At 66.8% G+C, this 17,098-nt stretch carries 19 protein-coding genes and 1 pseudogene; 11 read left to right on the top strand and 9 right to left on the bottom strand.

The window, feature by feature from the left end:
- Positions 1 to 62: 62 nt before the first annotated feature.
- Positions 63 to 1,037, top strand: coding sequence for a dienelactone hydrolase family protein (locus tag ACFUTU_RS15285; RefSeq protein ID WP_377965709.1), 975 nt, complete (start codon positions 63 to 65; stop codon positions 1,035 to 1,037).
- 7 nt (positions 1,038 to 1,044) lie between these two features.
- Here the strand turns inward: ACFUTU_RS15285 and ACFUTU_RS15280 are convergent, their stop codons facing one another.
- The 6 genes and pseudogenes from ACFUTU_RS15280 to ACFUTU_RS15255 all read right to left on the bottom strand — a co-directional run bounded on the left by ACFUTU_RS15280 (position 1,045) and on the right by ACFUTU_RS15255 (position 7,566).
- Entirely contained in the window at positions 1,045 to 1,659 is a 615-nt protein-coding gene (locus ACFUTU_RS15280) for a DoxX family protein (protein ID WP_377965707.1), read from the bottom strand.
- 79 nt (positions 1,660 to 1,738) lie between these two features.
- The gene (locus tag ACFUTU_RS15275) at positions 1,739 to 2,191 is read right to left on the bottom strand and encodes an Hpt domain-containing protein (RefSeq protein WP_377965705.1); all 453 of its coding nucleotides are present in this window, start codon (positions 2,189 to 2,191) and stop codon (positions 1,739 to 1,741) included.
- Positions 2,192 to 2,336: 145 nt separating this feature from the next.
- On the bottom strand, positions 2,337 to 3,461 hold the full coding sequence (gene rlmC, locus ACFUTU_RS15270; protein WP_377965703.1) for a 23S rRNA (uracil(747)-C(5))-methyltransferase RlmC: 1,125 nt from the start codon (positions 3,459 to 3,461) through the stop codon (positions 2,337 to 2,339).
- A gap of 45 nt (positions 3,462 to 3,506) precedes the next feature.
- Complete coding sequence (locus ACFUTU_RS15265; protein ID WP_377965701.1) at positions 3,507 to 4,400, bottom strand: ribonuclease Z; 894 nt, start codon at positions 4,398 to 4,400, stop codon at positions 3,507 to 3,509.
- A 78-nt stretch (positions 4,401 to 4,478) separates the two neighbouring features.
- Positions 4,479 to 5,892 (bottom strand): annotated as a pseudogene (locus ACFUTU_RS15260) (HNH endonuclease).
- A gap of 555 nt (positions 5,893 to 6,447) precedes the next feature.
- The gene (locus tag ACFUTU_RS15255; protein WP_377965699.1) at positions 6,448 to 7,566 is read right to left on the bottom strand and encodes a family 16 glycosylhydrolase; all 1,119 of its coding nucleotides are present in this window, start codon (positions 7,564 to 7,566) and stop codon (positions 6,448 to 6,450) included.
- Between the two features lie 386 nt (positions 7,567 to 7,952).
- Here ACFUTU_RS15255 and ACFUTU_RS15250 point away from each other — a divergent pair, with 386 nt between their 5' ends.
- Positions 7,953 to 8,621, top strand: coding sequence for a DNA alkylation repair protein (locus ACFUTU_RS15250; protein ID WP_377965697.1), 669 nt, complete (start codon positions 7,953 to 7,955; stop codon positions 8,619 to 8,621).
- Positions 8,622 to 8,668: 47 nt separating this feature from the next.
- Here ACFUTU_RS15250 and ACFUTU_RS15245 read toward each other — a convergent pair whose 3' ends face one another.
- Positions 8,669 to 10,060, bottom strand: coding sequence for an ammonium transporter (locus tag ACFUTU_RS15245; protein ID WP_377965695.1), 1,392 nt, complete (start codon positions 10,058 to 10,060; stop codon positions 8,669 to 8,671).
- 402 nt (positions 10,061 to 10,462) lie between these two features.
- Here ACFUTU_RS15245 and ACFUTU_RS15240 point away from each other — a divergent pair, with 402 nt between their 5' ends.
- From ACFUTU_RS15240 to ACFUTU_RS15225, 4 genes are all read left to right on the top strand, one after another.
- Positions 10,463 to 10,735: a hypothetical protein gene (locus ACFUTU_RS15240; RefSeq protein ID WP_377965693.1), complete on the top strand. Its 273-nt coding sequence runs from the start codon at positions 10,463 to 10,465 to the stop codon at positions 10,733 to 10,735.
- A gap of 8 nt (positions 10,736 to 10,743) precedes the next feature.
- Entirely contained in the window at positions 10,744 to 11,184 is a 441-nt protein-coding gene (locus ACFUTU_RS15235) for a DUF1810 domain-containing protein (protein WP_377965691.1), read from the top strand.
- A gap of 96 nt (positions 11,185 to 11,280) precedes the next feature.
- Positions 11,281 to 11,457: a CsbD family protein gene (locus tag ACFUTU_RS15230; protein WP_377965689.1), complete on the top strand. Its 177-nt coding sequence runs from the start codon at positions 11,281 to 11,283 to the stop codon at positions 11,455 to 11,457.
- Between the two features lie 128 nt (positions 11,458 to 11,585).
- A complete protein-coding gene (locus ACFUTU_RS15225) occupies positions 11,586 to 12,254 on the top strand; it encodes a hypothetical protein (RefSeq protein WP_377965687.1) in 669 nt (222 codons plus the stop codon).
- Positions 12,255 to 12,278: 24 nt separating this feature from the next.
- Here ACFUTU_RS15225 and ACFUTU_RS15220 read toward each other — a convergent pair whose 3' ends face one another.
- Positions 12,279 to 12,776: a metallophosphoesterase family protein gene (locus ACFUTU_RS15220; RefSeq protein ID WP_377965685.1), complete on the bottom strand. Its 498-nt coding sequence runs from the start codon at positions 12,774 to 12,776 to the stop codon at positions 12,279 to 12,281.
- 32 nt (positions 12,777 to 12,808) lie between these two features.
- Between ACFUTU_RS15220 and ACFUTU_RS15215 the strand changes: the two genes are divergently transcribed.
- The 5 genes from ACFUTU_RS15215 to ACFUTU_RS15195 all read left to right on the top strand — a co-directional run bounded on the left by ACFUTU_RS15215 (position 12,809) and on the right by ACFUTU_RS15195 (position 16,285).
- Positions 12,809 to 13,330, top strand: coding sequence for an NUDIX domain-containing protein (locus ACFUTU_RS15215; protein ID WP_377965745.1), 522 nt, complete (start codon positions 12,809 to 12,811; stop codon positions 13,328 to 13,330).
- A 2-nt stretch (positions 13,331 to 13,332) separates the two neighbouring features.
- Positions 13,333 to 13,686, top strand: coding sequence for a TraR/DksA family transcriptional regulator (locus tag ACFUTU_RS15210; protein ID WP_377965683.1), 354 nt, complete (start codon positions 13,333 to 13,335; stop codon positions 13,684 to 13,686).
- An 84-nt stretch (positions 13,687 to 13,770) separates the two neighbouring features.
- A complete protein-coding gene (locus ACFUTU_RS15205; RefSeq protein WP_076803859.1) occupies positions 13,771 to 13,959 on the top strand; it encodes a DUF1918 domain-containing protein in 189 nt (62 codons plus the stop codon).
- Positions 13,960 to 13,967: 8 nt separating this feature from the next.
- Positions 13,968 to 14,444, top strand: a complete 477-nt coding sequence (locus ACFUTU_RS15200) for a hypothetical protein (RefSeq protein WP_377965681.1) — start codon at positions 13,968 to 13,970, stop codon at positions 14,442 to 14,444.
- The gene (locus ACFUTU_RS15195; protein ID WP_377965679.1) at positions 14,405 to 16,285 is read left to right on the top strand and encodes a DUF5671 domain-containing protein; all 1,881 of its coding nucleotides are present in this window, start codon (positions 14,405 to 14,407) and stop codon (positions 16,283 to 16,285) included. Before ACFUTU_RS15200 ends, ACFUTU_RS15195 begins: the two co-directional genes overlap by 40 nt.
- Here ACFUTU_RS15195 and ACFUTU_RS15190 read toward each other — a convergent pair.
- Positions 16,263 to 16,967: an endonuclease/exonuclease/phosphatase family protein gene (locus tag ACFUTU_RS15190; protein WP_377965677.1), complete on the bottom strand. Its 705-nt coding sequence runs from the start codon at positions 16,965 to 16,967 to the stop codon at positions 16,263 to 16,265. The two genes, ACFUTU_RS15195 and ACFUTU_RS15190, sit on opposite strands and share 23 nt — an antisense overlap.
- Positions 16,968 to 17,098 lie beyond the last annotated feature (131 nt).

Below are 17,098 nucleotides of genomic sequence, written 5' to 3'. Positions count from 1 at the left end.
ACACCCTTGCCCGGCCCTTGGCGTTCGGAGGAGGATAGCGGCAAAAACTCAAGGAGGCCGTGATGACCCAGCTTGGCAAGTTTGAGAAGTACCTGATCGAGGAATTCTTCGACGATTACCGTGCCGGGGCCCTGAGCCAACACACCTTCACCCGCCGCGTGGCGTTCATCACCGGCAGCATGGCAGCCGCTGCCGCGGCGATGCTCCTCGTCGGATGCACGCCGCAGGAAGTTCCGCGGAGCACCGATCCCATGCCCACTCCCAACCCCACCTCGGGTTCAGCCACGGGCACCGCCTCCGGCGGCGCTGTTCCGGGAGCAAAAAGCCCGCTGTCCGTTCCAGAGGGAACAGCCGGAATTACGACGTCGACGGTGAAGTTCGCGTCGGGCGGCACCGAGATCAGTGGTTACCTCGCCCGGCCCGAGGCGGGCAAGCCCGGTCCCGCCGTCTTGGTGTGCCATGAGAACCGCGGGCTGACTCCCCACATCCAGGACGTCGCCCGGCGTTTCGCGAAGGAAGGCTATGCCGCACTGGCCATCGACCTGCTGAGCAGGGAAGGCGGTACAGCCAGCCTGGACCGGGATGCCGTTCCAGGTGCGCTCACCCAGGCGGGCGCACAGCGGCACGTCGCAGATTTCACGGCTGGATTCGACTACCTGCAGAAGCAGGACTTCGTGGATCAGGGCAGGATCGCCATGACCGGATACTGCTTCGGCGGGGGCATCACCTGGCAGTCCGCGGTGGAGATAACCGGCCTCAAAGCCACATCCGCCTTCTACGGACCCGCGCCCGATCTGGACAAGGTGCCCTCCATCAAGCCCGCGGTGTTCGGCGTCTACGCTGAACTGGATGACCGGATCACCGGCCCCATGCCGCAGCTCCGGGATGCCTTGGACAAGACCAGTGTCCGCCACGATCTCAAGGTTTATCCCGGCGTCGACCACGCCTTCCATAACGACACAGGCGACCGCTACAACGAGCAACAGGCAACGGCCGCCTGGAATGACACTCTGGCGTGGTTCAAGAAGTACGTCTAGCCGCTGCCTAGCCTGTGGTGTCCGTGCCGGCGGAGCCTTCCGTGGCGGTGTTTCCGCCTGCCTCCGGACCGGCGGAGCCGGAACCAGAGGTGTCGTGGGCGAGGGCTTTTTGCCGGCGATACACCTGGACCGCGATCGCCGTCGGAATGACAGCCAGGGCAAAGGCCCGCATCCAGGGGCGGTCCAGGACATGGCCGGTGACGGAATCGAGGGAGAAGCTGCCCGGCCCGCCTATCGTGAAGGATGCGGCCGCCAGGCCCAGGACGGCCGGATACTCAAGACCGCCTTCGGTGGCGAAGAAGCCGTTGGGGGCGTGCACGCTGGCAGCAACGCCCATGGTCGTGGCGGCAGCCGCGCCTGCAGCCGGGGTCCCCAGTCCCAGCGCCAGGGCGAGGCCGGCGCCCGCTTCACCGAGGCCGGCCAGGACGGCGCTCGGCTTCGCCGGCCGGAACCCCATGGCGTGCATCCCCTGGCTGGTTCCCTCGATGCCGCCACCGCCAAACCAGCCAAAGAGCTTCTGGGTGCCGTGGGCAATAAGGACGCTGCCCAGGCCCACGCGGAAAATGGTCTGTGCAGCTGTGGCGGCGACGGGGGTGACTGGACTGATGCTCGTGCGGCTCATGGAAATCCTCCTGCAAACCGTGCAGCCGTCCGGCTGCTCTTCAGGCGATCTGGTGCGACGATTCTAGTCCGGCTCCGGCCTAGTTGAGCCCGTTCCTTTGAGAGTCCTGCTGCTCAGGGTCCTGCTGCTTCGGCCCATGCTGCTTCAACTCCTGGCCTCTCGGCCGGGACTGCGGCAGATGCCCCTGCCGTCCGGCTTCGCGCACCAACAGGCGGATGTTTGCATATAGCACTGCCCTGACCGCGTCCGGTTCCAGCCGCTGCCCGCGCCGGATCCGTGATTCCAGTTCCTTGCAGCACCGCTCCAGCCGGAGGGCTCCGGCCATGGCGGAGGTGGCCCTGAGACTGACGACGGCGTCTGCGGCCATCCGCGGGTCACCGCCGGCCAGGGCCCGGAGGATGTTCGATGCGCGCTCCGGCAGCATCTGCAGGTAGTCGTCCATGAAAGCCTCCGCGAAAGCAGGACCCACTTCGTTGGCGAGGACCTGCAGCGGACCGGCATCCAGGACGGGGGTGTCTTCGGTTCCGGTCACTTCGCACCGCCTGCTGCTGTCCCCTGCATGCCTCGCCCATCGGTTGGTGCCGCGACTCTGCTGCGCGGCTTACCGGACACTTTCGCGCGGGGACCTCAAGAGAGGAGAAACTTTTGCCGATGTTCGGATCAAGAATGCGGACCGGTCAGGCCCGTTCGAGCAGCACCATCACTTCGTAGTGCGTCGTCTGCGGGAACATGTCCAGCACCCGGGCCCGCCGTGCGGTGAAGGAGGGCAGTGCCGCCAGGTCACGTGCCAGCGACTGCGCATTGCAGCTGGAGTAGACCACATGCTGCACAGAAGACGATTCCAGCCAGCCGCACAGTTCCTTGCCGATGCCCCTCCGCGGCGGATTGACGATGACCAGTTCGGGAGCCTGGTCCGCGGCGAGGGCAAAGGCTGTGGCATCTCCCGCCTGGAAGCTCATGCCCTGCAGCCCTGCCTCCTTGGAGCTGAGCCTGGCCGAGACAATGGCTTCGCTGCTGGTCTCGATGCCGGTGACCTTACGCGACGGACCAGCGCAGTGCAGGGCAAAGCCGCCCACGCCGCAGTACAGGTCCCAGACCGAGGCCGGTGCCAGTTCGCTGACCCATTCGCGCCCCTGCCGGTACAGAGCTGCCGCCATATCGCTGTTCGTCTGGAAGAAACTCTGCGGGCGGAGGTGGAGGTCGAGCTCATTTACCCGCATCCGCAGCGTGGACTGTTCGGTGAGCAGTATCTCGCGGTCGCCTTCCAGGACAGCCTTGTGCTCCGGGTGCAGGTTGACCGAGACCACCTTCGCCTGCGGCAGGGCGGCCAGGAGCCAGGGGAGGTGCTGCCGGATCCGCGGCAAGAGCTTTTCGGAACGCAGGACCAGGCGCAGCATGACCTCGCCGTCGGGGGATTCGGTGATGATCAGGTGCTTGAGTTCGCCGCTGCGCCGCGGGACATCATAAGGCGTGAGATGGGCGCGGGTGATGAAGGCGGCCAGGACCGGAAAACAGGCGAGCAGGCCGGGCGAGCAGACACCGCATTCGCGCAGGTCCACACCCCGGCCCTCGGCGTCAAGGATCCCGATCGTGGGGTTCCTGGCAGTGCCGCCCACCACCATCTTGGCCTTGTTGCGGAAGCCGGACTCGCGGCTCCCGACAGGCGGAAGCCACTCCAGGGAGGTGGGATCAGAGAGGAGCGTCTGGCAGTGCAGCTGCTTGCCGGCCAGCTGTTCGTCGTAGGGCCTGCCCATGTGGGTGCAGGAGAGGCAGCGGGCGGCATCGAAGTAGGAACATTGCATGTCTGGTTAATTCTACTTTTTCTGCGGACTGCCTCTGGCCGCCGGTCAGGAGGGTGGCCGCTGGCGCTTGGGAAGGCCGATCCGGTCCAGGTCATTGGCGGGTACGACGGCGGCCCCTCCCGACCGCGCCCGGGCCTGCTCGGCGAGGAAATTCACGTCGCCGTACCGGGACGAAAAATGCGTGAGGACCAGCTTTCCGGCACTGCCGCTCGCGGCCAGCTCCCCGGCCTGGCCTGCTGTGAGGTGGGCATACTGGGCTGCCAAAGCTGCGTCCTCGTCGCTGAATGTCGATTCCGTGACCAGAAGGTCGACGCCGTCGGCCAGGCTTTCGGCTCCCTCGCAGGGTGCGGTGTCCATGATGAATGCGAAACCCTGGCCTTTGCGGGGAGTGCTGACGTCCTCCAGCCGCACACCCCGCAGCGTCCCCTCCCGCTGCAGCCGGCCGGCATCCGGTCCGGAAATGCCGGCCGCCGCCAGCCGCCCGGGCAGCATAGTTCGTCCGTCCGGTTCGGTCAGCCGGTAGCCGTAGGCCTCAATGCGGTGCCGCAGAGGCCGAACCTCCAGCCCCGGAGCGATTTCCCCGCCCTCTGAGTGGGGTTGCAGACGGAGGTCGATGCCGGGCGAAGCCACCGATACGAGCGCCCGGACGACTTCCTCTCCGGAAGCGGGATAGTGCAGGTACACGGGGTGCTTCACGCCGTCCAGCGCCATGCGCGAGAGGACGCCGGGAAGCCCATAGCAGTGGTCGCCATGCACGTGGGTGAGGCAGATGCGGGTGATCTGGTTGGCGGAGACGCCAGCATGGATCATTTGCCGCTGCGTGCCCTCGCCAGGATCGAAGAGCAGGCCCTCACCGTCCCACCGCAGCAGGTAACCGTTATGGTTGCGCGTCCGCGTAGGCACTTGCGATGCGGTGCCAAGAACGACGAGTTCGCGCATGTGACCGAGTCTCTCACAGGCGCGGGCGTCAGCGCTCGTAGCGCACCAGCCCCAAGGGGTCCGCATCTTCGGACGCCCCTACAACGTTCCCGTCAGTGTTGTTCCGGGTAGCGGGGGCGCCATGGACCGGTAGGTGTGGCCGGTGGGGGTGGTGATTTCGATGGTGTGTCTTGGTCCTGGTCTGGGGCGGGATTGCCAGCCAGGGAGTTCTTTGGTGTGGTTGCAGGCTTCGCAGAGTCCGGCGCCGTTTTCGAGGGATGTCGGACCGTTGTCGTGCCACGGAACGATGTGGTCGTGGTGGCGGATGGGTGCGTCGCAGTAGGGGGTGCGGCAGGTGTCGTCGCGGACTTGGATGAAGCGGCGCAGCGGTGGCGGGAAGAGCCTTCGTTTGGAGTCCATGGCCACCAAATCGCCGGTGTCCGGGGCGGTGTAGAGCCGGCGGAGCCAGACCTTCAGTTCCGCAGCTGCGTTTGTTTCCTGCACTGCGTCCTCGTGGCAGCTATTTGAGCCGGCAGCGTTTGAATCGGCGGTGGTTGACCGGTGGCGCCTCTTGGCTGCGTGTCCCGGTGCCAGGAGTTCGCGGGCCCATGCGGCGGGGACGGTGCCGTAGCCGGTGAGGCGGGCGGGTTCGGAGTCGGATTGGAGGAGGGTGCGGTCGGTCCTGACGAGGTTGATGTCAATGCCGCTGATCCCGCCGGGGGGTGCCGGTGATGGATTCGACGAGGGTGTCGGCCATGGCCTGGTTTTTGGAGCGCGGGTCCCCGGCGGAGCGGAGGGTGTCGGCCTGCCGGGTCAGTGCCGTGTAGACGGCGACGCCTTCGTGGGCGGGCAGCAGCGCGGTGAGGTAGGTCATGCAGTCCGGGGCCGGGCGCAGGCTCACACCCCGCTCGGACGCTGCGTGGCTGGCCCGCTGGGTGACCGAGCGCGGATCCCGCCGGATCGCGGCGGCCTTGACAGCGGCGATAACGCCGCGGGTCCCCACCCCGTCGAAGGTCCCGGTGTCGGCGGCGAGTTCCTCGTCGACGGCGGCGCGGTCTTCGACGGTCAGGCAGGCTGTTTCCTTCACCACGTGCATGGCCTTTTCTTCGCTGAGCCGGCCGGTATCCAGGGCGGTGAGGGTGTGGGGCATTTCGATGACGAGGGCTTTGGCCATGCCCAGCAGCCGGCCGCCGCGGTGCGGTGACTCGCCCCGGGCCAGGGCGATCTGCTCAGCCACACCCAGACCCGCGTCCTTGGGCCGCTTCCTGCCCAACTCCTCAGCCGCCAGGGCGCTGCTGGTGGCCAGCCCGGAAGCGGCCTGCCCAAGTCCAGCCTGCGCCGGATCGTCCACAGTCGCGAATTCGGCTAGTTCCTGCCGCTGCCTGGCCTCAAACTCGACCGCGAGCCGGGCCTGCTGCCCGGTGGCCCAGCGTTTGAATTTCTCCAGCAGCGCGGTCTGGTCGATCAGCCCGGGCCCGTCGGCCGTGAGATCGGCCCGCAAAAGCGTCTTCACGGCCCCGACCCGGCCGTCGAGACCCAGCCCGGGAGCATCACCGCCCGAGTGATCGCCACCGGTGAACGAGGCCTCGTAAAACAGCGCTTCGGGGAACGGGTCTTCCGGGAGGTCGCCGTCGTCATACTCCCCGCCGGGGAAGGGGTCCTCCGGATACGCGGACTCCGGATCGGCGCCATAGGGAAAGTCGTCGCCGGCGAAGCAGTCGCCCGCGAACTCGTCGAAGGGAAAGACCTCGCCGGAAGACCAACCGTGCGGAACCGTGTCGCCAGGGAAAACTGCGCCTGCAAACAGGGCCTCCGGAACATCGGCCTCCGGAACCGCGGCAGCAAGCGGAGCGACGCCACGCGGCGCCCCCGCTGTCACTGCTGGATTCCCCAGAACCTCCATGACCACAGTCTGCCAACGGGGTACGACAAAATAAGGCGGATCAGGGACCAGACGCGGGTAGATTCAAAAAATTTTTTGGAGGCGGTCCCGGAACGAAAACTGGGTAGCAGATCAGGGCGTTCCCGGAACGCCCCGACCTGCTACCCAGTTGGGCAATCAGTGTCTTTACTTGTAGACGCGGACCCAGTCGACCTGCATCTGGGACGGCGTGGTGCTGGTACCGTCGGGGAACCAGTCGAGCTGCAGCGTCTGGTGCACGCTACCGGAAGGCTGGTGGGCAGGGTTGGTGTCGGTGAAGGTCTTCACGCCGTCGATGTAGCCGGTGATGCCGGCCGGCGTCCATTCCACGGCGTAGTTGTGCCACTGTGTGGTATCCACTGCTTTCGCAGAGTACGTCTGCTTTTCGCCACTGCATGCGTAGTGCAGGAAAAACTTCACCAGGGTTGTATCGGCGGTGCTCTCCGCGTAGTCAACCTCGTCGCAGGTGGAGGACTCGATGACCGGATTGAGAATGAGGACCGGGTGGTATTCGGAGTCCCGCTTGTTCGTCTTCATGCGGGTTTCCCAGCGGCCGTACTTCTGGTTGGCAAACTTTGCCGACATGCCGCCCGTGGTACCGGCGGAGTCGCCGCTGACAGTTGCAACACCGTTCGCGACAGACCAGGCCTGGGGGCTGCGCACGCCCTTGCCTGCGTGCCCGGCGCTGTTGTACACGCTCCACTTGGTGCGGTCGGGGGTGCCCGTGTAATTGAATTCGTCCCCGGCAACAACTGAACCCCAGCCGAGGGCGTTGGCAGCTTGGGTGCCGTTGCCCGCGGTGCCCGGTGCGGCCTTGGCCGGTGCCGGAGCGGGTCGGGCGGGAACGGCCGCAGCTTTCGGCGCGGCGGAGTTGGCGGCAGCGGCGGGCGCCGCAGCGGCAGGGGCGACGACGGCGGGAGCCGCCGGTGCCGGCGCCGCGGCTTTGGCATTAGTTTCCTTTGACGCTGCAGTCTTGGCGGTGGCAGCTTTTGCCGCGCTGGCCTTGGCGGCAGCAGCCTTCGCCGCGGCAGCCTTCTTGAGTGCGGCAGCCTTCTTGGCTGCAGCCAGGCTGGCGGCACTCGACGGTGAGACAGCCGACGCCTTCTTCGCGGTGGCTGAGCCAGGAGCGACGGCCTGGCTGGTGGCGGCCGTTCCTGTGGCGGCAGCAGCCTGCCCGGATGCCTGCTCCGCGGAGGGAGCGAGGCTGCAACCGGTCAGTGATAAAGCACCGATGCTGATGGCGATGGCTATGTTTCTCTTAAGCAAAAGACCCCTCCGGGCACACGGCTGCCGCGCAGAAGGCAGCCACAATCAAGGTGGAAAAGAAAAGCACGAAGCATTTCTGGGCCCCGGTCGACGGAGCCGGAGCGGCGGAAAAGCCGCCCTGCGCGTCCGGAGCCCGGTGCGGGTCCCGGAGGCCCCATTGGGGCCGTCCCTAGCGGAACAGGCGTCAACGTTACTTGATCGTTACCAAATCCCGCAAAGCGTCCGGGCCGGGCCGGACTGGCTGCGGGGCTGATTTCCCGGACTGACCTGCGTGTACATTTTTGTGACGCCGCCGGGAAATACGGTTCCCGCCGCAGTCCGGCTGTTGCCTTGGACGGGAGCGTGGCAGGTGGACGCGCCGCCGCCCGGACCGAAAGAATGGGCGGGTGAGTGCTGCCGGCGAATTCGTGGATGACACTTTGCAGCGCGAGGCCTCGTGGTACCGGGCCGAGGACCTGCGTCACCGGTTCGGCAGCGGGATGCAATATTACGGCGCGTCGGTGGGCGCCGTGCGGGGAACAGTGCGGGACGCGCTCCGCCGACACACCGGACTGACCCACGACGAGGTCACGGCACTGAGTTCCGAACTTTGGGAGGTGCCTGTGTACGAGCGGCGCCTGGCCGCTGTCGTCCTTTTGCAGTCCAAGGTGGAACTGCTGACCAACTCCGACCTGACACGGATGGAGGGCTTCGTGCGGGAGGCGCATCTGCCGACGCTCGTGGACCCGCTCGCCGTCGACGTCGTTGGACCGCTGGTGGAGGGGCTCGCCGGCCAGCCGCGCATGCGGGCAGATACCGTCCTTGACCGATGGGCAGGGGACCCGGACGTCTGGCTGCGCCGTGCCTCACTGATCGCGCCGCTGCGGGCACTGAAGGCCGGTGGCGGGGACTGGGACGCCTTCGTGCGCCGGGCCCGGATCGTGGCGGACTTGTCGCCGGGGCAGGGCGGCGGCTCCGACGGCGGCCCTGACCAGGAGGCGATGACAACCGTGCTGGAGGCTGTGGCGGAGCGGCGGCCGGAGCTCCGGCCCACATTCCGCGGCTTGGGAGCCTGACCGCCTCTGTGGCCAGTGGCCTCTGTGGCCAGTGGGCAGGGCAGGTACTAAACGGCAGCTGAAGCGGGCTGCAGCTCTTCGGCAGCTTCCGGCGAACCGGTACCGACGGCGTCTTCCGCGTCCGCGTTGACCGGGCCGCCGGCAGGGCGGGCAACTGCGACGGCGGCAGCCGGGACGGTGTGGATGTGCTGGCGGAGGGGGTGGAACTGGCTGTGCCCCATGCTCCCGAACTCGTAGGCGCTCTCTGCGTGCTCGGACCGGTCAACGCCGGCGACTTCAGCCTCATGGCTGACCCGGAAACCGATGGTCTTGTGGATTGCGAGGCCGATGATTGCCGTCATCAGACCGGAGAGTGCGAGCGTGATGAGAACGGCAACCGTCTGGGCGATGAGCTGCTGGACGCCGCCGCCGTAGAAGAGCCCGCCGCCTTCGCCGTTGACGGGCAGCGCAATGAAACCGAGGGCGAGGGTGCCGACCAGGCCGGAGCCCAGGTGCACGCCGACCACATCGAGGGAGTCATCGAAGCCGTACTTGAACTTCAGCTCGACGAACAGTGCCGATGCCACGCCTGACACGAGGCCCAGGCCGATGGCGGCCACTGGGCTGATGTTGGCGCACGACGGCGTGATGGCCACGAGGCCGGCAACGGCGCCGGATGCTGCGCCCAGGGAGGTGGGGTGGCCGTGGCGGATCTTCTCCGTCACGAGCCAGCTCAGCATGGCGGCGCAGGGGGTGACCAGCGTGTTGACCCAGATCAGTCCGGCCTGCTCTGCGGTGGTGGCGGCACCGGCATTGAAGCCGAACCAGCCGAACCAGAGGAGCCCGGCACCCAGCATGATGAAGGGGACGTTGTGCGGGCGGTGCCCCGGGTCCTTTCCAAAGCCATGGCGCTTGCCGACGATCAGGGCGAGGACGAGCGCGGCGATGCCGGAGCTGATCTCGACGACGGCGCCGCCGGCAAAGTCGATGACCTGGCCGAAGATGGCGGTCACTGCACCGCCCTGGCTCATGAGGCCCCCGCCCCAGATCATGAAAGCGAGCGGGCAGTAGACGGCAGTGATCCAGATCGGCACGAAGAGGACCCATGCCGTGAACTTGGCACGGTCGGCAATCGCGCCGCTGATGAGGGCCACAGTAAGGATCGCGAATGTTCCGGCGAACCCTGCCTTGATGAGATCGGCGCCCATGAGGCCGTTCAGGCCGAAGCTGGCGAACGGATTGCCGAAGACGCCGAGAACGCCTTCACCGGTGCTCATGGAGTAGCCCCAGAGAACCCAGACGACGCCCACGATGCCGACGGACACAAAGCTCATCATGATCATGTTGAGGGAGGCCTTGGCCCGGGTCATGCCCCCATAGAACAGGCCCAGTGCCGGGGTCATGAGCAGCACCAGTGCCGCCGACACCATCATCCAAACGTTCGCCGCAGTAATTTCCACGCGCTTTCCCTTCCCAGGAAACTCTTCCTCTCCGCGGACCGCTGATGCCGGCGCCACGCCCCTCATTGATATTGGTGGAGTTATGTTTCGGGTCTGGGCGCGGCAAGTTACACAGGGGTTTCAAAAATCGTGGCAACGTAAAGCCCGCGTGACTGCCGTGTTTCAGTTTTGTTAACGGCGCCTTTCTGCAGGAACCATTCTTCGTGCATGCCGCGAGAACTTGCCCGGAACGGCGGGGAAAACGGGATCGGGTGCCGTGAAAGCGGCCTCCGGCAGCGCGCGTTACAGGCGGATGACTGAAACATATCCATGTCCGGGTCCGTTCCCCGGCTCCGTTGTGCGGCCGATGCAATTCCTGCCGGGCCTGTTGACCGCATCTGAGTGGCGCCGTCACCATGGGATATGACTGAATCTGCTGCCACCGGCGATGACTACTTCACTGAGAATCCCCACGCGGACGTTGCGGCGGAAGCTGCTGGCACCCCGGAAGCTCCTGAAAGCCCCGAGACCGTCGAGGACATCGCCGAGGAGGTGCGCGACGAGATCCGGCTGGGCCACGTGGACGACGAGGTGAGCCACGTCCTGGAGGAACGGCTGGACGATGCCGGCATCAGCATGCGCCCCGAGGATGTGGACGACCTCGCCGAGGACATTGAACGGGACGTCTCCAGTTAGGAACCGCCATGAACGACCCTCACGACCTGGAGCGGTTCGTCACCGCGCAGGACGACGGTGCCACGTACACCCAGGCCCTGGAGGAGCTCCGGGCAGGCAGCAAGCGGAGCCACTGGATGTGGTTCGTCTTTCCCCAGATCGCGGGCCTGGGGCAAAGCGCCACCTCCAGAAGGTACGCCATCGCATCCCTGGATGAAGCGCGGGCCTACCTGCGGCACCCCGTTTTGGGGCGGCGGCTGGTCGAGTGTGCCGCCGCGGTGGACAACGTAAGCAACCGCGGCGCCACCGAGATTTTCGGCGGCATCGACGCCCGGAAGCTGCAGTCCTCCATGACGCTCTTCCTGCGGGCGGCCCCGGAGGAGCAGGTGTTAGGCCGCGTTCTGGAACACTTCTTCAACGGGGAAGCCGACCCGGCCACCGACAGGCTCCTGGCGGGCCAGGGCACCTAAGTGGCAGCTGCCCTTCACCCCGCCAGTTGCCGGACCTAGACTGGGAGCACGAGCCGGCCTGCACCCAGCAGGCTGCGCAGACGGAAGGACAGTGGCATGGGTCTGGACGACAAAATCGACAATGCAGCAGAGAAGCTTGGCGGCAAGGCCAAGGAAGGCGCCGGCAAGGCCAGCGACGACCCGGGGCTTGAGGCCGAGGGCAAGGCTGACCAGTCCGCGGCCGATCTGAAACAGGCCGGCGAAAAGGTCAAGGACGCATTTAAGAAGGACTGACCACTCAGGTCACCACGCCTGACTCTCCGTCTGCAGCGGAGATTTCGAGGGAGTTCCGCCGGTACTGCGGCGGGGCTCCCTTCCCTTTTCCCGCCTTCCATCTTTCGTCCGTGATCGAAAGGCACCCCATGCGCCATGTCCACCGCCCGTACCTGATTGCCTCCTTGGGTGCCGCCGTTGCTCTGGGCCTGACCGGTTGCGGGTCCGGCCTCCCGCCGGGCGCATCCGGCGACACCCCGCCCTCCGCCGTCGCTCCGACAGGTCCCGGCAGCCCTGCTCCTGGCTACTCTGGAGAGCTGATCCCTTTCACCTTCCCTAACGGCCCGCTTTCCCTTCAGTATCCGCTCGAGTGGCATGCCGGACTTGCCGAGGGCGGCGGGATGCCGCAGGGGTCAAGTACCGCAACCCTTTCCGACCCCCAGAGCACCAATGAGGTCACCGTGTATCTGGGAAAGACTGCAGATGCTGTGAGCCATCCGGTCAGCAGGACCGTCTTCGAGTCAGAGCCGGTCCCCGGTCTTAGCGGGCAGGCTGCACCTGCGGCCAATTACTCCTTCTATGTGGACCGGATGGACGGCAAACCGACCTACCGGATGCACCTGACGGCCGGTGCTCCCGCTGCCGGGAACTCCGCTGCACTCGACGGCATCATCCGGGTCGGGGAGGACGTCCTGGTGGCAGAGGCCCACTTTACGAAGCCCTTCGCCAGCGACGACGCCGCCAAGGCCTGGCTCGCCGGCACCGAGGGCCAGGCCTTCAAAGCACTTTTCCTGAGCATGGCCTACGGCGGGCGCTGAGCTCCGCTTTACCGCAAACCCCGTTCAGACCGTCACCAGCAGGACGTCGTCCAAACGCCCGTTCACAACGACGGCGGTCATGTACGTGCACGCAGGCTGCCGGCGGCGGTCGGTGGGCGAGCCCGGGTTCAGCAGGCGCATTCCGCCGGGCGCCACCGTATCCCAGGGAATGTGGGAATGGCCGAAAACCAGCACATCGGCATCCGGGAACAGCGCTTCACAGCGCTGCTCGCGGCCCTTGGCCTGTCCGGTCTCGTGGATCATGCTGAACCGGACGCCGTCGAGTGTCACACTGGCGGTTTCGGGCAGACGCTGCCGGAGTCCGTCGCCGTCGTTGTTGCCGTACACGCCGACCAGGTGCCGGCTTCGCTGTTCGAACTCGTCGAGCAGCGCCTCGCTGACCCAGTCGCCGGCGTGGAACACCACGTCGGCGCTGTCGACGGCGGCCCACACCTGGTCAGGGAGCGCCCGGGCGCGCTTCGGGACATGGGTATCGGCAACGAAGACCAGGCGAAGGCTCATCGAAGCATCTTCCCATGAGGCAGACTGGGACGATGGAGAAAATAGTCCCGCCCTCGCCCGGTGACCCCCGCCGTCCCCTCGGCCCCCGCGACCCGGGCGATGCCTGGGTGGAGGGAGAGCGCGGGCGGTTCTGGGGCCGGTTCGGCTCAGCCGGGCTCCTGGTCCATGATGAGCGGAAGGGGGTCCTGCTGCAGCACCGCGCCACCTGGAGCCACCACGGCGGAACCTGGGGACTTCCTGGCGGCGCACTGCACCAGGGCGAGGACGCCGTGGCGGGCGCCCTGCGGGAGGCTTTCGAGGAGGCGGCTGTACCGGAACAAAACGTCAGGGTGCTCTTCACGTCCGTGTTCGACGTCGGTTACTGGACCTACACCACCGTTGCGGCGCGCGTGCTCGAACCGTTCGAACCGGCCATCAGTGACCCCGAGAGCATCGAATTGCGCTGGATCCCAGTCGAGGAAGTGGCCGGCATTGACCTGCATCCTTCCTTTGCCGCCTCCTGGCCGGAGCTGCGGGGCAGGCTGCTGAACGGCTCCGATGCCGGAGAGGTTTAGCCATGGTCGATTCTGAGAAGTTCCGGCTGCTGCTGGAGGAGGAGCGGGCGAGGAAGGTCGCCCTCCTGCCGGCCCTTCGCGCAGACATCTCCTCGGCCAATGCCGCCCGGCAGAACTCCAACGTCGACGACGAGCACGATCCCGAGGGAGCCACCATCGCCTTTGAACTGTCGCAGGCGTCGGCTCTCCTGGACCAAAGCCGGTCCGGCCTGGCGGAGGTGGATGCGGCGCTCGACCGGATCGAAGCGGGCACGTACGGAATTTGCACGGTGTGCGGGGAAGAGATCCCCGAAGGGCGGCTGGAAGCCCGCCCCTGGACCCCTTTCTGCATCCGCCACACGGGCGGACGGGCTTAACCCGTTTTCAGTCCGCAGGCCGTACCCGGAGCCTGTTCCACCGGAGGGAAGAGCATCGTACTCTAGGGCTGGGAGGTGATTGCCATGCAGGCAACCCAGGGAGACCGCATCATCATCCGGGGCAGGACAGTGGAGTCCTCGGACCGGCACGGTGAGATTTTGGAGGTCAAGGGCCCGAACGGAACGCCGCCGTACCACGTCCGTTTTGACGACGGCCACGAGACCATCCTGTACCCGGGCGGCGACTTTACCGTCGAGCACCACACCACCTAGCTGCCCGGATGCCCACACGCCCACGGCCTGACCGGACCCTGATCGCAGTCCTTGCCATCATTGCCGGTCTCGTGGCCGTGGCGCTCGCCGTGGTGTTTTTCCGCGGCCAGACGGAGCTTTTGCCCGAGAACACTCCCGCGGGTGTGGTCCAGCGGTACGCCGCGGCCGTCCTCGATGGCGACGAGGCGGCAACCAGGCGCTATTCGACTGACGGACGTTACGGAACCGGGCAGCCGGACGGGCCCTGTACCCAGGTGGAACGTCCGGCGGCGGGCGCACCCCGGGTCACGCTGGTGTCCACTGTGGAGCATGCCGACACGGCGGAGGTGCACGTCGTCCTTGCCACCTCCAGCGGCAGCGGCCCGTTCGGAAATTCCGAGTATGAGACCGGGGCCGTGTTTGGCCTTGAACGGGTGAACGGCAACTGGCTTGTTTCCACTGCCCCGTGGCAGTTCAGCATCTGCCCGGTTCCGGCGAAGCCATGAGCAGGGCGGGGACGGGTTCGGTGGCGGCGGCACCGTCCGCCCTGGCCACGGTGCGGCGGCTGGTGGTGTTTTCACTCCTGTTTGTCCTCGTGCTGGTCGGCACCTCCGGTGTGGGAGGCCTGCTGGAGCGGCTGTTTGCCTTGGGCACTACCCCGGCGGGGAACGACGCCGGTGGTCTGGCCCGGTCCCTCGCCTTCGGGCTCGTTGGCGGCTGCATGGCCGCCGTGCTGTGGTGGCTTGTCTGGCGCCGGCAGGGTTCGGAAGCTGAGCGGTCCTCGGTTGCCTGGGGTCTTTACGTCGGAGGGGTCTACGCGGTGGCCCTGATCACCGCCGTTACTGCCTTGCTCGGCGCTGCCTCCGAGCTGGCGGGACTGCTGGCCCCTGCCGCGTCCGGCGCTGCGGGTGAACCCCGGGGGATTGAGGGCGCCCACTGGCGCTCGTCCCTCGCCACGGGTCTGGTGTGGGCTGCGGTTTGGGCCTGGCACTGGTGGATGTGGCAGCATCGCGGGAAGGGGCCCCGCCGGCTGGACACCGTCCCCGCGCTCGCGGGGTCTGTCTTCGGCCTGCTAATAGGTGCCGGCGGAGCCGTGACCGCGCTCGGCAACCTTATTGACGCAGCCCTGCGGGGGCTGTCAGGCGCACAGGACCTGGGACAGCCGTGGTGGGTCTCCGTGCTGCAGCCACTCTTCTGGGCCGGCGGAGGACTCCTGGTCTGGTGGTGGCACTGGGTCCGCGGCGAAGCCCGGCGCCTTTCCTCGGCGCTGGCCGCCGTGGCTGCTGCAGTCTTTGGCGTGCTGGGCGGCTGCCTCACGGCAGTGGCGGGCGCCATCACGGCGGTGTTCGTCCTCCTGCGGCTGGCCCTGGACCGTTCGGATGAGACTGTCCGGCTTGTTGATCCCCTTGGCCCGGCGTTGGCCGCGGCGGCCGTTGGGGCACTCGTCTGGCGCTACTACTGGCTAGTCACGGCCGAGCGGTCCGGCAGGCTGGCGGAGACGGGGCTGCTGCTGGTGTCGGGAGCGGGGCTGACCGCTGCTGCCTCGGGCGTGGGAGTCGTCGTCAACGCGGCCCTTGGCTTTGCCGAAACAACCCTCGCGGGCACGGGAACGCGCACACTGCTGCTCGGCGGCATCAGTGCACTCGCCGTTGGCGGGGCGGTCTGGTGGCGGGCCTGGCGACCGGCATACCGCAGCGGACTGGTGAGCGCCGATGAATCGGGCGGTGTGCCCTCCAGGGGTGCTGTTCCTTCCAGGGGCGCTGCACGGCGGATCTACCTGGTGGCCATTTTCGGCATCAGCGCTGTCGTGGCGCTGGTCGCCCTGCTGGTTGCCGGTTACCAGGCCTTTGAGTTTTTGCTGGATCCGCTGGGTTCCGGAAACCTGGTGGGACGGATCCGGGCGCCGCTCGGACTGCTGACCGCCACCGCACTCGTGGCCGCCTATCACTACAGTGTCTGGCGAGGGGAACGGGCGCCGCAGCCGGAGAGCGGCGCAGATTCAGTCAAAGGGGCCGGTCCGGCCAGCGCCATCGGCCAGGTCATTCTGGTGACGGGCTCCGATCCGGAGCCGCTGTCACAGACCATCCGGAAGGCGACCGGGGCGGACGTGACGGTCTGGCTGCGGACCGGCCCAGCCGTAGACTCCCAACGCCCGGAGCCCGGGGAACCCAACAGCGGCGGGCCGCAGCCGGCAGCTGTCGTGGCCGCGCTCGAAGGTGTGACTGGGGAGAAGGTGCTGGTCGTCGTCGGACCCGGCGCCCGGATCGAGGTTATCCCCGTGCGGGAGAACACGGACGCACCGCATGAATCCGGGGACTTTGGCCTCAGGAAACGGGCAGCCCCTTGATCGGAGCCCGGTCCGCGCCGTATTCGGCCGTCACCAGGATGGGCAGGTGGTCCGATTTTCCCCGGGGGAGGGTCTCCACGCTTTCAATGTCCAGGCCCAACGACGTCGCAAAGTCGAAGTGGCCCTTGAACACCTTGTAGCGGGTGTATGTCCTGCGGTTGCTCAGCGACAGGGCGTAGCCGGAGTTCTTCATGTGCGTGTGAAGGCTCTTGGTGAAGAACGGGTAGTTGAAGTCGCCCACCATCAGGGTCATAAGCCCGGTGCCCATGCTCAGGAGCTCGGCATGCGCGGCGTGGATCTGCTTGCGCCGCAGCGAGTTTGAGGCAGTGAGCGGGGCGGCGTGGAACGATCCCACCACAAGCTCGTGGTCCGTTTCGTTGTCCACCATGCGCGTCCCGATCAGCCGCTCATGCGCAGGCGCCATCACACGGTCATGCATGGACTTCTTCAGGGCGAAGGTCTGAGTGTCCAGGGCCGTGAAGCGGTCTGTCCGGTAGTAGATGGCCAGGCCCAGCCGGTTGCCCTTGGTGTAGTCGGCCAGGTGGAGCGGGCCGAGGGTGTCGGGCAGGTCGGATGAGTCACATTCCTGGAGGCAGAGGACGTCTATCCCGAAATTGCGGGCCAGACTCATCAGTTCGCCACTCGCTTTGTGCTTGCGGAGGTTGTAGCTAATAACTCTCATCGGTGGAACACCTCTTCCGAGGGCTGCTAGAAGGACCTGTCTGGCGAGTCTATCCAGATCATCATATGGAGGCCGCGACGTTAAGCGCGCGTCCGGCGCGGCAAAATCTCCCGCGCCGGACGCCAGGGCCT

It is taken from the genome of Arthrobacter sp. NPDC057388 (genome assembly GCF_042668165.1).
GTDB lineage: Bacteria > Actinomycetota > Actinomycetes > Actinomycetales > Micrococcaceae > Arthrobacter.
The sequence above is the reverse complement of the archived record's forward strand: the minus strand, read 5'-3'. Positions and strand labels throughout refer to the sequence as shown.

Coding starts and splice junctions, on each gene's coding strand:
- ACFUTU_RS15240 (WP_377965693.1), top strand. CDS start 10,463: ATGACTGAATCTGCTGCCACCGGCGATGACTACTTCACTGAGAATCCC.
- ACFUTU_RS15285 (WP_377965709.1), top strand. CDS start 63: ATGACCCAGCTTGGCAAGTTTGAGAAGTACCTGATCGAGGAATTCTTC.
- ACFUTU_RS15210 (WP_377965683.1), top strand. CDS start 13,333: ATGGTCGATTCTGAGAAGTTCCGGCTGCTGCTGGAGGAGGAGCGGGCG.
- ACFUTU_RS15190 (WP_377965677.1), bottom strand. CDS start 16,967: ATGAGAGTTATTAGCTACAACCTCCGCAAGCACAAAGCGAGTGGCGAA.
- ACFUTU_RS15265 (WP_377965701.1), bottom strand. CDS start 4,400: ATGCGCGAACTCGTCGTTCTTGGCACCGCATCGCAAGTGCCTACGCGG.
- ACFUTU_RS15205 (WP_076803859.1), top strand. CDS start 13,771: ATGCAGGCAACCCAGGGAGACCGCATCATCATCCGGGGCAGGACAGTG.
- ACFUTU_RS15230 (WP_377965689.1), top strand. CDS start 11,281: ATGGGTCTGGACGACAAAATCGACAATGCAGCAGAGAAGCTTGGCGGC.
- ACFUTU_RS15220 (WP_377965685.1), bottom strand. CDS start 12,776: ATGAGCCTTCGCCTGGTCTTCGTTGCCGATACCCATGTCCCGAAGCGC.
- ACFUTU_RS15235 (WP_377965691.1), top strand. CDS start 10,744: ATGAACGACCCTCACGACCTGGAGCGGTTCGTCACCGCGCAGGACGAC.
- rlmC (WP_377965703.1), bottom strand. CDS start 3,461: ATGCAATGTTCCTACTTCGATGCCGCCCGCTGCCTCTCCTGCACCCAC.
- ACFUTU_RS15280 (WP_377965707.1), bottom strand. CDS start 1,659: ATGAGCCGCACGAGCATCAGTCCAGTCACCCCCGTCGCCGCCACAGCT.
- ACFUTU_RS15200 (WP_377965681.1), top strand. CDS start 13,968: ATGCCCACACGCCCACGGCCTGACCGGACCCTGATCGCAGTCCTTGCC.
- ACFUTU_RS15225 (WP_377965687.1), top strand. CDS start 11,586: ATGCGCCATGTCCACCGCCCGTACCTGATTGCCTCCTTGGGTGCCGCC.
- ACFUTU_RS15215 (WP_377965745.1), top strand. CDS start 12,809: ATGGAGAAAATAGTCCCGCCCTCGCCCGGTGACCCCCGCCGTCCCCTC.